This window comes from Hyphomicrobium sp. DMF-1, from assembly GCF_027886585.1.
In the GTDB taxonomy this organism is placed as follows: Bacteria; Pseudomonadota; Alphaproteobacteria; order Rhizobiales; family Hyphomicrobiaceae; genus Hyphomicrobium_C; species Hyphomicrobium_C zavarzinii.
The window spans coordinates 2,406,451-2,420,093 of sequence record NZ_CP115706.1 but is presented as its reverse complement, the minus strand read 5'-3'; the positions used below and the strand labels follow the sequence as shown (position 1 = coordinate 2,420,093).

Below are 13,643 nucleotides of genomic sequence, written 5' to 3'. Positions count from 1 at the left end.
GGATGATGGTTCAAATGGTCCACAAGTCTAACCTTCACCCGCCCTGCCCGTTCCGCCTTTTCTATTTCGCGCCCGCGTCTACGGCCTTCATCTCGCGCTCCTGGCGCGCGCTCGCCCGCTTCGTCGTATAGGACGCGAAGATCACGCCGATTGTGACGAGCCCGATCATGATCGTGGAGACCGCGTTGATCTCCGGCGTGACGCCGAGGCGAACCTGGCTGTAGATCTTCATCGGCAGCGTGGTCGCGCCCGGCCCTGTCGCGAAGCTCGCGATCACGAGGTCGTCCAGCGACAGCGTGAACGACAAGAGCCACGCGGAGATCACCGAAGGCGCGATGATCGGCAGCGTCACCTGCAGGAACGTCTTCACCGGCGGCGCGCCGAGATCCATCGCCGCCTCCTCGACGGACTTGTCGAAATCGTAGAGGCGCGCCTGAACCACCACGGCTGCGAAGCACATCGAAAACGTCGCGTGCGCAATCACCACCGTCCAGAAGCCGCGATCCACGTTCATCGCCACGAACAGGAGCAGCAGCGAGAGACCGGTGATCACCTCTGGCATGACCAGCGGCGCGAAGATGAGCCCCGAGAACAGCGTGCGCCCCGGGAAACGTCCGATTCGCACCAGCACGATCGCGGCCAGCGTCCCGAGGATCGTCGCGAGCGTTGACGACACCACCGCGACCCGCAGCGTGACCCACGCGGCCGACAGGAGCCCCTCGTTCTGAAGCAGGCTCGAGTACCATTTCGTCGACCAGCCGCCCCACACCGTGACGAGCTTCGACTCGTTGAAGCTGTAGATCACCAGCAGGAGGATCGGGATGTAGAGGAACGCGAACCCCAGCGCGATCGAGGTGGCGTTGAACCAGCTGAAGCGTCTCATCGCCCGGCCTCCCGCTGCTTTTCCTGGTTACGCTGGAAGAGGACGATCGGCACCACGAGAACCAGCAGCAGCACCACGGCCACCGCCGACGAGACCGGCCAATCGCGGTTGTTGAAGAACTCGTTCCAGAGCGTCTTGCCGATCATCAGCGTATCCGAGCCACCGAGCAGGTCGGGAATGACGAACTCGCCCGTCGCCGGAATGAACACGAGGAAGCACCCAGCCAGCACGCCGGGAATGGAGAGCGGGAACGTCACCTGCCAGAAGGCCTTCCACGGCGGCGACCCGAGATCCTCGGCCGCTTCGAGCAGCGACGGATTGATCTTCTCGAGGCTCGCGTAGAGCGGCAGGATCATGAACGGCAGGTAGGAATAGACGATGCCGATGTAGACCGCCGTCGTCGTGTTGAGAATGGTCAGCGGCTCGCTGATGATGCCGAGGTTCATCAGGAACAGATTGAGCAGCCCCTCCTTCTTCAGGATGCCGATCCACGCATAGACGCGGATCAGGAACGAGGTCCAGAACGGCAGGATGACGAGCATCACCAGCGTCGGCTGCCATTCCCTCGGCGCCCGCGCCATGCCGTAGGCGATGGGATAGGCGATGAGCAGCGTCAGGAACGTCGAGATCGCGGCGATGGTGAGCGCCGACCAGTAGGCGTTCAAATAGAGGGGGTCTTCGAAAATGAAGAAGTAGTTCTCGAAATCGAGCTGCGAGAGGAACGTCCCGATCCCAGACAGCCCCTGCGACCAGTCGAATGTCGGCGTATAGGGCGGGATGGCCGTCGCGATGTCGGAAAGCGAGATCTTGAAGACGATGAAGAACGGAACGAGGAAGAAGACCAGGAGCCAGAGGTAAGGCACCGAGATCAGAAGCCAGCGGCGCATGGACGTTTCTCCTCGAGGGATCGAAAGCAGCGGGCAACGGGATTAGCGAGTGAGCACGATGCCCGTTTCAGGCGGCCATTCGAGCCAGACGCTGTCCTCCCAGTTAATCGTGCGCGCCACCGTGCGCGCAGAGTTTGCGCGCAACGCCCTCACCCGCTGACCGTTCGCCAGCTCAACGTGGTAGTGCGAAATAGACCCGAGATAGCCCACGTCCACAACCTTCCCCGGCACGGCGTTGCTGGCTTCCGACGGCTTCTCGAAGGCGATGCGAACTTTCTCCGGACGCAGCGCCAGCCAAATCTGCTGATCGGCGACGCAGCCCTCCGGTGCAACCGACTTGAACCGGGCGAGCCCCGGCCCCCAGTCTATCTCGACAAATCCGTCCGCCACGCGCACGACCTTGCCCTCGAACAGGTTCACGTCACCGATGAAGTTCGCCACATAGCGCGAGTTCGGCGCCTCGTAGATGTCGCCGGGCGTAGCCACCTGCATGAATTGGCCGTGATCCATCACCGCGATCCGCGACGACACCGTCATCGCCTCTTCCTGATCGTGGGTGACGATGATGAACGTCGTGCCGGTCGTCTCCTGAATTCGCATCAGCTCAAACTGCGCCTGCTGACGCAACCGCTTGTCGAGCGCGCCCAGCGGCTCGTCGAGCAGCACGATACGCGGCTTCTTGGCGATGGCCCGAGCCAGCGCCACGCGCTGCTGCTGCCCGCCCGAAAGCTGATGCGGCTTGCGCTTGCCGAAGCGCGAAAGCTCGAGCATCGCCATCGCTTCCTCGACGCGGGCCGCGATAGCATCCTTCGGCATTCCCTCCTGCTTGAGGCCGAAGCCGATATTCTGCTCCACCGTCATGTGCGGAAAGAGCGCGTACGACTGGAACATCATGTTGACCGGCCGCTCGTAGGGCGCGAGCTCCGTGATGTCCTCGCCGGCAACGAGAATGCGTCCGCTGGTGGGCTTCTCGAAGCCCGCAAGCATGCGCAGAAGCGTTGTCTTTCCGCAGCCAGACGGGCCAAGCAGGGCGAAGAACTCACGCTCGTAGATGTCGAGCGTGCACTCCTTGACCGCGACGAAGTCTCCGAACCGTTTCACGATGTTCTCGAAGCGCACGATTGGCGACTTCGAAGGATCCTTCCATGGCGCGAAACCGGATTGCGGGGCAGGCGTGCGAACCGTGGCCCGCGTCGGACCTGCCCCTGGCGTGGCGGTTGGCGATGCGCCGAGCGCTTGAGTCTCACTCATGATGGCGATCCTCGATGTTCCTCCGGTGAGACCGCCTCGGGCACCCTCACCCAGCCCTGAAAGAAGGCCGCGCCCGGGAGCGGGTCCCGGGCGCGGCGCGATGTCGTTACTGTCCAGTGACGATTTTCGTCCAGGTTCGCGTCACGAGGCGTTGCGTCTTGGCATCGTAGGATGTCTTGACGAACAGGCGCCCCATGGTCTCCGCGTCCGGATAAATGGAGGTGTCGCCCTTCACGCCCTCGTCGAGGAACTCCTGCGAGGCGAGGTTGCCGTTGGCGTAGTTCGAGTAGTTCGACGCCTTAGCGATCACCTCGGGCTTCATCAGGTAGTTGAGGAAGATGTGCGCTTCCTCCACGTGCTTGGCGTCGGCCGGGATGGCAAGCTGGTCGAACCACATCTGCGCGCCTTCCTTGGGCAGCGAGAAAGCTATGGTCTGGCCGTTCTTGGCTTCCTCTGCGCGGTCGCGCGCCTGCAGGATATCGCCCGAATAACCGATCGCGAGGCAGATGTCGCCGTTGGCGAGCGCATTGATGTATTCGGAGGAATGGAACTTCTGGATGTTCGGGCGGATCTTCTCGACGAGCTCGCCCGCCTTCTTGATGTCGTCGGGGTTGGAGCTGTTGGGATCGAGGCCCAGATAGTTCAGCACCGCCGGCAGCACATCATCCGGCGCGTCGAGCACGTGGATGCCGCAATCCTTGAACTTGGCGAGGATCTCCGGCTTGAAGAAGATGTCCCACGAGTTGATCGGAGCATCGGCCATCCGCTCCTTGATCTTCCCCTCGTTGTAGCCGATCGCCGTGGTGCCCCACATGTAGTTGATCGAGTAATCGTTGCCCGGGTCGTAAATCGCCGTGCGCTTCGAGATCTCCGGCCACATGTTCTTGAGGTTGGGAAGCTTGGACTTGTCGAGCTTCTGGAACACGCCCGCGCCGATCTGGCGCGAGAGGAACGGCCCCGTAGGCACCACAACGTCGTATCCCGTGCCGCCCGCCAGCAGCTTCGTCTCCAGCACCTCATTGCTGTCGAAAACGTCGTAGATGACCTTGATGCCGGTCTCCTTGGTGAACTCGGTGAGAATCTCCTCATCGATATAGTCCGACCAGTTGTAGACCCGGACCTCCCGATCTGCGGCCAAGGCTGCCCCACCGGCCAAGAGCGCCGCCAGCGCGATGGTGCCCGCGATTGGTGCGCGGATGCCTGCAAGTGTGATCATTCGACTTCCTCCCTGGGGAGCCATTGCCCGAACGGTTGAAGGACCGCGCGCTCGGCTTTGGCCGCAGACCTTGACCGCTCTATTGTGATCACAATAATCGCGCGCTACAAGTGTTTCCTGATGGCAACCCGCTTGGTTCGGCTGGGCACCGCTCTTTCGCACTGCCGAACACGGGTGTCCGCGCCTGCAATGGGTACGGACGAAAGCTCTGCGAGCGTGAGGTGACGACGAGTTCGATGTCGCAGCGCCACATAACGGCCGCACCCAAAAAAACGCTCGCCCGCGCGAGCGCTGCAGGTCACGGACGCCTGCCTGCTGCCCTCGGTAACACAAGCGTGACAACGCACGAGAACGTCTATCGCGGCTTGCGGGACCGCATCCTGTTTGGCGGCTTTCTTCCCGGCAGCGCGGTCACACTGCGCGGCCTCGCGGAGGACATGGGCGTAAGTCCTATGCCTATTCGTGAGGCAGTCCGCCGCCTCATTGCCGAGCGGGCTCTCAAGATGCAGGACAACCGGCGCGTCCTGGTACCTCCGATGACGACCGAGACCTTCGAGCAGATTGTATTTTCCCGCAAAACTTTGGAGCCGGAGCTGGCCGCGCGCGCCATGGACCGCATCGGGCGTGCCGAGATCCGCCAGATCACCACTCTCGACCAGGCGGTTGACCGCGCCATGGCCGTCGGCGACGTGGACGGCTACATGCAGAGCAATTACCGCTTCCATTTTGCCATCTACGAGCGGGCCTGTGCCGATACGCTTATGGCCCTCGTGGAAAGCATCTGGCTTCAGTTCGGCCCGTTCATGCGCATGGCCTACGGGTGCATCGGAACGTCCACCCTGGAGGATCACCATCAGGCTGCCATCGCCGCCCTGGAGCGGCGCGACCGTAAGGGTCTGAAAGCAGCGATCGCCGCCGATATCAGCCAGGGCATGAACTTCATCGGCGAAGCCGTCTTGAAGCGCTCGACTTAACGATTTGAACTATCAAGGCCTCCCCCCATTAGCCAATCCGGTATCGCGCGGCGCTTGAGTTTGCGCGCCTTTTGTGATCACATTATTGCCGAATGACGCCCGGTCCGTCCTGCGGCGCCACCATTTGAGGTGAGGCATCCGCCTCGTCGCATGGGTCGGCGTGCGCCCCGGCCACGGAACACGCGTCCTCTGAAACAAGGTGCATCATGTCGGCCGACAACGGATCGATGGCAGGGCTAACCGGCGAAACATTCAGCGTCGGAACGGAGCCCGAGCACTTGCGCGCCTGGCTCAACCATCACCGCATTGAGGAAGTGGACTGCGCAGTCCCCGATATCGCGGGCGTGGCGCGCGGCAAGACGATGCCCGCCGGCAAATTCGTGAAGCTCGATGCCGTGCACCTGCCGATCTCGATCTTCCACCAGACCATCACCGGCGACTATGTGGGGTTTGAGGAGGACGGCCAGGTGCTCTATGCCGAGAGCGACCTGATGATGGTGCCCGACCTCACGACCATTCGCCCCGCGCCATGGGCGTCGAGCCCCACCGCGCAAGTGATCCACGACGCCAAATGGCAGAACGGCGATCCCGTCGAGATCGCCCCGCGATCGGTCTTGAAGCGCGTGCTCGATCTCTACAGCAAGGAGGGCTGGGTGCCGGTCGTCGCGCCCGAGCTCGAATTCTACCTGACCAAGACCAATCCCGACCCCGACTATCCGCTGGAGCCGCCGACGGGCCGTTCGGGCCGCGCGGGCGCGGGACGCCAAGCTTACAGCCTCGGCGCCGTCGACGAGTACGACAAGATCGTGGACGACATCTACGACTACGCCGAGCGCCAGTACCTGAAGATCGACACCATTATCCAGGAAGGCGGCGCAGCGCAGCTCGAAATCAACCTTCTGCACGGCGATCCGATCGATCTCGCCGACCAGGTCTTCCTGTTCAAGCGCACCATCCGCGAAGCGGCGTTCACGCACAATTGCTACGCGACCTTCATGGCCAAGCCGCTCGCCAACGAGCCCGGCAGCGCCATGCACCTTCACCAGAGCATCGTCGACGCGAAGACGGGCCGCAATATCTTCACCGACGACACCGGCGGACCGAGCAAGCACTTCTATAACTTCCTGGCGGGCCAGCAGCGCTACTTGCCGCCGGCCACCTGCCTGCTCGCCCCCTACGTGAACTCCTATCGCCGTCTCGTGCCGGGCGGCGCCGCCCCCATCAACGTCGAATGGGGCCACGACAATCGCTCTGCCGGCCTCAGGGTGCCGTTCTCGCCGACCGCCGCGCGCCGCATCGAGAACCGTCTCGCCGGCTCCGACGCAAACCCTTACCTCGCCATTGCCGCGAGCCTCGCGTGCGGGTATCTGGGTCTCAAGAATGGTCTCGAGCCGCGCCAGCCGGTGGTCGGAAACGCCTACCGCAACGACCATCAGCTTCCGCGCGGTCTCCTCGAAGCGCTGACCGAGTTCGAGGACAGCGCGGAGCTGCACGAGATTCTGGGCAAACGTTTCTGCCACGTATACCTTGAGCTCAAGCGATCCGAGTTCGAGGAGTTCATGCGCGTGATCAGCCCGTGGGAACGCGAGCATCTTTTGCTCAGCGTCTGACGGGATAGAGTACGGCGCACACCGATGTACGGTCCAGGGCCGAGGAAGAAAGTGAAGTGACCTTGTCCGGTCGAGCAGCGAAGACACGCAAGACAGAGCTTCTGGAGCTCTGCGCGCGTATTGGATTCACGCCCCCGCTCGGGGCCTGAGGCGCTTTGCGCCCGTCCTTCCCGCGCTTCCGGATCGAGGAAGCCCGGATTTCATCCCGAGAGACGCACGACCGCACAAACAATTCCCAGGGTATCGGAGCTTTCGAACGAGAAGCGGAGATACCTTGAGGCCCGCTCCCGCAGGAGAAACGCCCATGTCGACCACCAGGCTGAAAAACAGCACCACGGAGCTGAGGGATCTCGACGCTCTCCACCACCTCCATCCCTTCACCAACCACAAGTCCCTGCGCGCGGGCGGCGCCCGCGTGATCGTCAAGGGAGACGGGCCCTACATCTGGGACAGCGAAGGCAAACGCATCCTCGACGGCATGGCCGGTCTCTGGACCACCAACGTCGGCTACGGCCGCGCCGAGCTGGCGGATGCCGCCCGCGACCAGATGCTGGAGCTGCCGTTTTACAATACGTTCTTCCGCACCACGCACCCGCCGGTCATTGCCCTCTCCCAGAAGCTCGCCGAGATCACGCCGCCCCACATCAATCAGGTGTTCTACGGCTCCTCGGGATCGGAATCGAACGACACGGCCATCCGCCTCATCCGCCACTATTGGGCGCTCAAGGGAGAGCCCAAGCGGCGCATTATCATTTCCCGCAAAAACGCCTACCACGGCTCTACCATTGCGGCGGGCTCGATGGGCGGTATGCCCCACGTCCATCAGCACAGCTATCCGGTATATGAAGGCTTCCGCCACGTGATGGACCCCTACTGGTTCGGCGAAGGCAAGGACGGCGAAAGCCTCGATGAGTTCGGCCTGCGCGCCGCGAAGGCTCTCGAAGACGAGATCCTGGCCGTCGGTCCTGAGAACGTCGCGGCCTTCGCGGCCGAGCCTGTGCAGGGCGCCGGCGGCGTCAAGATCCCGCCCGCCACCTATTGGCCGGCGGTTCAAAAAATCATCGACAAGTACGGCATCCTCTTCCTGGCCGACGAGGTCATCACCGGCTTCGGCCGCCTCGGCACCTGGTTTGCGTCCGACTACTACGGGCTCAAGCCGAACCTCATCACCTTCGCCAAGGCGGTGACCTCGGGATACATCCCCCTCTCCGGCCTCCTCATCGACGACCGCATCGTCGAAGCTCTGATGGGCCACGACGACGATTTCAACCACGGCTACACCTTCTCGGGCCATCCTGTGGCGTGCGCCGTCGCGCTCAAGAACCTCGAGATCATGGAGCGCGAGAAGCTCGTGCAGCGCGTGAACGAGGTGGGCGCTCCTGCTCTCGCCAAGGTTTTCGAGAAGTTCAAGGACCACCCGCTCGTCGGCGAGGTGCGCACCGTCGGCATGCTCGGCGCCATCGAGCTGGTCGCCGATAAGCGCACGCGCCGCCGCTTCGACAACCCCGGCCGCGTCGGCCTCATCTGCCGCGACCACTTCTTCCGCGAAGGTTTCATCATGCGCGCCGTCTTCGACACCATGGTCTGTGCCCTGCCACTCATCTGGGGTGAGGAGCAGTTCGCGGAGGCCGAGCGCGTGATCCGCAAGGCGCTCGATCTCACGCTCGCCGACGTCGCCGGAGAAATCGCTGCATGAGCCGGCCCCTCGTCGTTATCCCGTCCGACACCAAAGTCATCGAGGGCCTGACCTTTGACGCCGTGGGGCGCAAATACTCCACGGCAGTCGCCGAGGTGGCCGAATGCCAGCCGCTGCTCGTACCGCTCGACACGGCGCTGACGGACATTGGCGCCATTCTCGAAATCGCCGACGCCATCCTGCTTTCGGGCAGCGTCTCCAATGTGCATCCGAGCCTCTACGGCACGGAGGACCCGCTTCGCCCCGAGACCATGGACCCCGCGCGCGACAACGTCACCATCCCGCTCATCCGCACGGCGGTGGATAACAAGATCCCGCTGTTCGCCATCTGCCGCGGCTATCAGGAGCTGAACGTCGCCATGGGCGGCAGCCTGCATCAGGCCGTTCACGATCAGCCGCACCTCAACGACCACCGCGAGAACCCGAAGCTCGTGATGGACGATCGCTTCGGCCCCGCCCATCCGATCAAGCTCGACGATGAACTGCGCTCCTGGATCGGCAAGGACCAGATCATCGTCAACTCCCTCCATGGCCAGGGCATCGCGCGCCTCGCCGAGCGCCTGCGTCCGCAGGCCTATGCCGAGGACGGGCTGGTCGAAGCCGTGCTCGGTCCGAAGGATCATCCGTTCTGCCTCGGCGTGCAGTGGCATCCCGAATGGCACGCTAAAAACAATCCCGTCTCCATTGAGCTGTTCCGGCGCTTTGGCGACGCGGCCAGAAAGATTTCATCGTCATGAGCAACAGGTTTCTCTCGGTCGACGAGGCCAAGGACTTCCTTGCGGCCAATCCCACGGTGCAGTGGATCGATGCGTTCGTGCTCGACACGAACGGGCACCCGCGCGGAAAGCGGCTGCGCCGCGGCGATCTCGTCGGCGTTGCCAAGAGCGGCATGATGATGCCCGGCTCGGTGTTCATCATGGACCCGCGCGGCAACTGCATCGCCGAAACGGGCCGGCTATGGACGACCGGAGATCCGGACTACAACTTCCGCATCCTCGCGGGCACGCTCGGAGCCGTTCCCGTGGACGGTACGCGCTTCGCCCAGGCCGTCATCGTGCCCGAGAAGGACGATCCGCTCGACCCGCGCTTCGTTCTTCAGAAGCAGGTGGAGCGTTTCAAGGCCCACGGCCATACGCCCGTCGCCGCCGTCGAGCTGGAGTTCTACGTAACCTGTCCCGGCCCGGGCGGCTCATTCACGCTCGAAGCGCCCCCCGGCGTATCGAAGGACCCGGACATCCCCCTCACCTTCCAGTTCGAGGACATGGACGCGCTCCAGGCGTTCAATGACGACATCTACCGCATCGCCGAGACCCAGGGCCTTCCGGTCGACGCGCTCACCCAGGAAAGCGGTCCGTCCCAGTTCGAGATCAACCTCAAGCACAGCGACGATGTGGTGCAGGCCGCGCTCGACGGTCTCCTGCTGAAGCGCGCCGTGAAGGCCGCCGCCCGCGCCCGCGGCCTGTTTGCAACGTTCATGGCCAAGCCACATCATGACTGGGCAGGCTCCGGCATGCACATTCACATGAGCCTGATCGACAAGGCCGGTGCCAACGTCTTCGCCGGAGAACCCATCTCTCCGCTGTTCCGACACGCACTCGGCGGCCTGCGCGAAACCATGCCTGATTTCATGACCATCTGGGCCCAGTCCGCCAACGCCTACCGCCGTTACGTGCCGGAAAGCTACGTCTCGATGGCCGCCCACTGGGGATTCAACAACCGCACCGTGGCGCTGCGCATCCCCGATCAGAAGGGCCCCGGCACCCGCGTCGAGCACCGCGTTGCGGGCGCCGACGCCAATCCCTATCTCGTGATAGCTGCCATCCTTGCCGGAGCGGCCCATGGCATCGCGAACAAGATCGACCCCGGCCCCGAGGTTCAAGGCAACAGCGAGGAGCTGGACGCCACCCCGCTGCCGACCACTTGGGCGAGCGCGCTGGAGCGCTTCGAGACCTCATCCGTCGTGCGCGACGCCTTCGGCGTGGAGTTCCAGAACGTCTTCGCGCGCCTCAAGAACACGGAGCGCCTGAACTTCGAACGCATCGTCACCTCGCTCGACCATCTTTGGTACGCGCAGGTGGCATGAGAACCAGAGTTGCATGAACCAGAGTTGCACGAGGCAGTAACATGACCTCACTCGCGCACTTCCAGAAAATTGCCGAAGCCCTCGCGCTTCCCGGCAAAGCCATCATCGGCGGTCACAAAGTGCCGGCCGTGAGCGGCATCACCTTCGACAACGTATCGCCGCGCGACGGCCGCGTGCTGAACCAGGTCGCCGCCTGCGCCGCAGCCGACGTGGACATCGCCGTCGAAAGCGCGCGCGCGGCCTTCGAGGATGGGCGCTGGCGCAAGCTGCCCTACCGCGAGAAGAAGCGCATTCTCTTCAAACTCGCCGACATCATGGAGCGCGAGACGGAAACGCTCGCCGTCCTCGAAAGCCTCGACGTCGGCAAGCCGATCTCCAACACGCTCGCCGCCGACATCCCCCAGGCCATCCGCACCACTCGCTACTACGCCGAAGCGCTCGATAAGATCTACGGAGAGGTGGGTCCCGAGACCCCCGACCGCTTCTCCTTCGCCGTGCACGAGCCGCTCGGCGTCATCGGAGCCATCGTGCCGTGGAACTTCCCGCTCCACATGGCGATGTGGAAAGTAGCCCCGGCCCTGGCCATGGGAAACTCGGTGGTGCTGAAGCCTGCCGAGCAATCCCCCCTCACCGCCCTGAAGCTCGGCGAGCTTGCGCTCGAAGCAGGCGTGCCGCCCGGCGTACTCAACGTCATTCCGGGCATGGGTGGAGAGGCGGGCAAGGCACTCGCGCTCCACAACGACGTGGACATGATTGCCTTCACGGGCTCGGGCGCGGTCGGCCGGCTGCTGATGCAGTACTCCGGGCAAAGCAACTTGAAGCGCGTGAGCCTCGAGCTCGGCGGCAAGTCTCCGCATATCGTGTTCGCCGATTGCCCCGATCTCGAGATGGCGGCCACCCATGCGGCTTGGGGCATCTTCTACAATCAGGGCGAGGTGTGCACTGCAGCCTCGCGCCTTCTCGTCCATGAGAGTATCGCCGACGCCTTCGTCGACAAGCTGCTCGGTGTCGCCCGCTCCATCGCCGCGGGAGACCCGCTCGATCCGGCCACGGCCTTCGGCGCCATGGTCTCGGCCGAGCAGATGAAGACGGCCCTGCGCTACATCGATACAGCAAACCGGGAAGGCGGCGCGCTCCGTCTCGGCGGCAACCGCACGCGCATCGAAAGCGGCGGCTACTACGTCGAGCCCACCGTCTTCGATCACATCGCCCCATCCGCGACGCTCTCCCGCGAGGAGGTGTTCGGACCCGTGCTCGCCGTCACGCGCTTCAGCGGCACCGACGAAGCGCTGAAGCTCGCCAACGACACGCCTTACGGGCTGGCCGCCGGTCTTTGGACGCGCGACGTGAGCCTCGCCCATCGCGCCGCCCGCGAGCTTCGCGCCGGTCTCGTCTGGGTCAATGGCTGGGACAGTTGCGACATCACGATGCCCTTCGGCGGCTTCAAGCAATCCGGCTTCGGCCGCGACCGCTCGCTGCACGCCCTTCATAAGTACGCCGACCTGAAATCGGTCTCCATCACGCTCCTCTGACGGTGAACACCATGAACGCCTCTCCGCCCCGGTATCCCAACGCAGCGCTCATCGGCGGCCAGTGGGTCACCGGGCCGGACACGTTCCCGGTGATCGATCCCGCCACCGGCGCGGAGGTCGGCCGCGTGCCCGATCTCGGTGCCGCCGAAACGAAAACGGCCATCGACGCTGCCGAGGCCGCGCTTCCGGCATGGTCGAAGAAGACGGCCAAGGAGCGCGCTCAGATCCTGAAGCGCTGGTTCGATCTCGTAACCGCCGATACCGAGCACCTGGCTCAGCTCATGACGGCCGAGCAGGGCAAGCCGCTCGCCGAAGCGCGCGGCGAGGTGGCCTACGGCGCGTCCTTCATCGAGTGGTTCGCCGAGGAAGGAAAACGCGCCTACGGCCGCACCATCCCGACGACGGCAGCCGGCAAGCGCTACATCACCATCAAGCAGCCGATCGGCGTGGTAGCCGCCATCGCGCCTTGGAACTTCCCGATCGCGATGATCACCCGCAAGGTCGCGCCCGCGCTCGCCGCGGGCTGCACGGTCGTCGTCAAGCCCGCCGAGGATACGCCTCTCTGCGCCATCGCCATCGCCAAGCTCGCGCTCGATGCGGGCGTGCCGCCCGGCGTGTTCAACGTGATCACCACCGCGAACGCCCCCGCCGTCGGCAAGGTGCTGTGCGAAGACAGCCGCGTGCGCAAGCTCTCGTTCACCGGCTCGACGGAGGTCGGCAAGGCGCTCTACCGGCAGTGCGCGAGCAACGTCAAGAAGCTCACGCTGGAGCTTGGCGGAAACGCGCCGCTCCTCGTGTTCGACGACGCGAACCTGGAGCAGGCCGTCGCCGGTGCCATGGCTTCCAAGTATCGCAACGCCGGACAGACCTGCGTGTGCGCGAACCGAATTCTCGTGCAGTCCGGCATCTACGATCGCTTCGCCGAAGCGTTGGCCGCCGAGGTGAAGAAGCTGAAGGTCGGGCCTGGACGCGACGCGGGCGTCGTCATCGGGCCGCTCATCAACGCGAATGCAGCAAAGAAGGTCGATGGCCTCGTGCGCGATGCCGTCGGCAAGGGCGCGAAAGTGATCGTCGGCGGCTCCCCGGCTGCTGCCGGTCCACTCTTCTATCAGCCGAGCGTCGTGACCGGCGTCACGCCCGACATGACCATCGTGCACGAGGAGATCTTCGGCCCCGTCGCAGCTCTCATTCGCTTCGAGACGGACGAGGAGGCGATCCGCATCGCGAACGACACGCCGTTCGGCCTCGCCGCCTATCTCTTCAGCCAGAACCTCGGCCGCGCCTGGAGTGTCGCCGAGGCTCTCGATGCAGGCATGGTCGGCGTCAACGAAGGATTGTTCTCGAACGAGACCGTCCCCTTCGGCGGCGTGAAGGAATCCGGACTCGGCCGCGAGGGCGCGGCCGAAGGACTGGATGAATACCTGGAGACGAAGTTCATCTGTCTCGGAGGGATAGCCTCATAACGAGGCAACGCCTCTCCATAACTGACTACACTTTGCGCACTCTCAATT

At 64.0% G+C, this 13,643-nt stretch carries 11 protein-coding genes; 7 read left to right on the top strand and 4 right to left on the bottom strand.

Annotated features, from left to right (window positions below):
- Nucleotides 1-61: 61 nt before the first annotated feature.
- The 4 genes from PE058_RS11050 to PE058_RS11035 all read right to left on the bottom strand — a co-directional run bounded on the left by PE058_RS11050 (nt 62) and on the right by PE058_RS11035 (nt 4,237).
- Nucleotides 62-883, bottom strand: coding sequence for an ABC transporter permease (locus PE058_RS11050; RefSeq protein WP_020087907.1), 822 nt, complete (start codon nt 881-883; stop codon nt 62-64).
- A complete protein-coding gene (locus PE058_RS11045) occupies nt 880-1,770 on the bottom strand; it encodes an ABC transporter permease subunit (protein ID WP_271028395.1) in 891 nt (296 codons plus the stop codon). Before PE058_RS11045 ends, PE058_RS11050 begins: the two co-directional genes overlap by 4 nt.
- A gap of 42 nt (nt 1,771-1,812) precedes the next feature.
- Entirely contained in the window at nt 1,813-3,021 is a 1,209-nt protein-coding gene (locus PE058_RS11040) for an ABC transporter ATP-binding protein (RefSeq protein WP_020087909.1), read from the bottom strand.
- Nucleotides 3,022-3,127: 106 nt separating this feature from the next.
- Nucleotides 3,128-4,237 (bottom strand): polyamine ABC transporter substrate-binding protein, encoded by a 1,110-nt coding sequence (locus tag PE058_RS11035; RefSeq protein WP_020087910.1) that lies wholly within the window; start codon nt 4,235-4,237, stop codon nt 3,128-3,130.
- Nucleotides 4,238-4,458: 221 nt separating this feature from the next.
- Between PE058_RS11035 and PE058_RS11030 the strand changes: the two genes are divergently transcribed.
- From PE058_RS11030 to PE058_RS11000, 7 genes are all read left to right on the top strand, one after another.
- Nucleotides 4,459-5,211, top strand: coding sequence for a GntR family transcriptional regulator (locus PE058_RS11030; protein WP_198011251.1), 753 nt, complete (start codon nt 4,459-4,461; stop codon nt 5,209-5,211).
- 206 nt (nt 5,212-5,417) lie between these two features.
- Entirely contained in the window at nt 5,418-6,821 is a 1,404-nt protein-coding gene (locus PE058_RS11025) for a glutamine synthetase family protein (RefSeq protein WP_020087912.1), read from the top strand.
- A 304-nt stretch (nt 6,822-7,125) separates the two neighbouring features.
- On the top strand, nt 7,126-8,517 hold the full coding sequence (locus tag PE058_RS11020) for an aspartate aminotransferase family protein (RefSeq protein ID WP_271028394.1): 1,392 nt from the start codon (nt 7,126-7,128) through the stop codon (nt 8,515-8,517).
- Complete coding sequence (locus tag PE058_RS11015; RefSeq protein ID WP_020087914.1) at nt 8,514-9,254, top strand: gamma-glutamyl-gamma-aminobutyrate hydrolase family protein; 741 nt, start codon at nt 8,514-8,516, stop codon at nt 9,252-9,254. The genes PE058_RS11020 and PE058_RS11015 overlap by 4 nt, the downstream gene beginning before the upstream one ends.
- On the top strand, nt 9,251-10,600 hold the full coding sequence (locus PE058_RS11010) for a glutamine synthetase family protein (RefSeq protein ID WP_271028393.1): 1,350 nt from the start codon (nt 9,251-9,253) through the stop codon (nt 10,598-10,600). The genes PE058_RS11015 and PE058_RS11010 overlap by 4 nt, the downstream gene beginning before the upstream one ends.
- Before the next feature lie 41 nt (nt 10,601-10,641).
- Entirely contained in the window at nt 10,642-12,132 is a 1,491-nt protein-coding gene (locus PE058_RS11005) for an aldehyde dehydrogenase (protein WP_271028392.1), read from the top strand.
- A gap of 11 nt (nt 12,133-12,143) precedes the next feature.
- Nucleotides 12,144-13,595, top strand: a complete 1,452-nt coding sequence (locus PE058_RS11000; protein ID WP_271028391.1) for an NAD-dependent succinate-semialdehyde dehydrogenase — start codon at nt 12,144-12,146, stop codon at nt 13,593-13,595.
- The last annotated feature ends 48 nt before the right edge of the window (nt 13,596-13,643 follow it).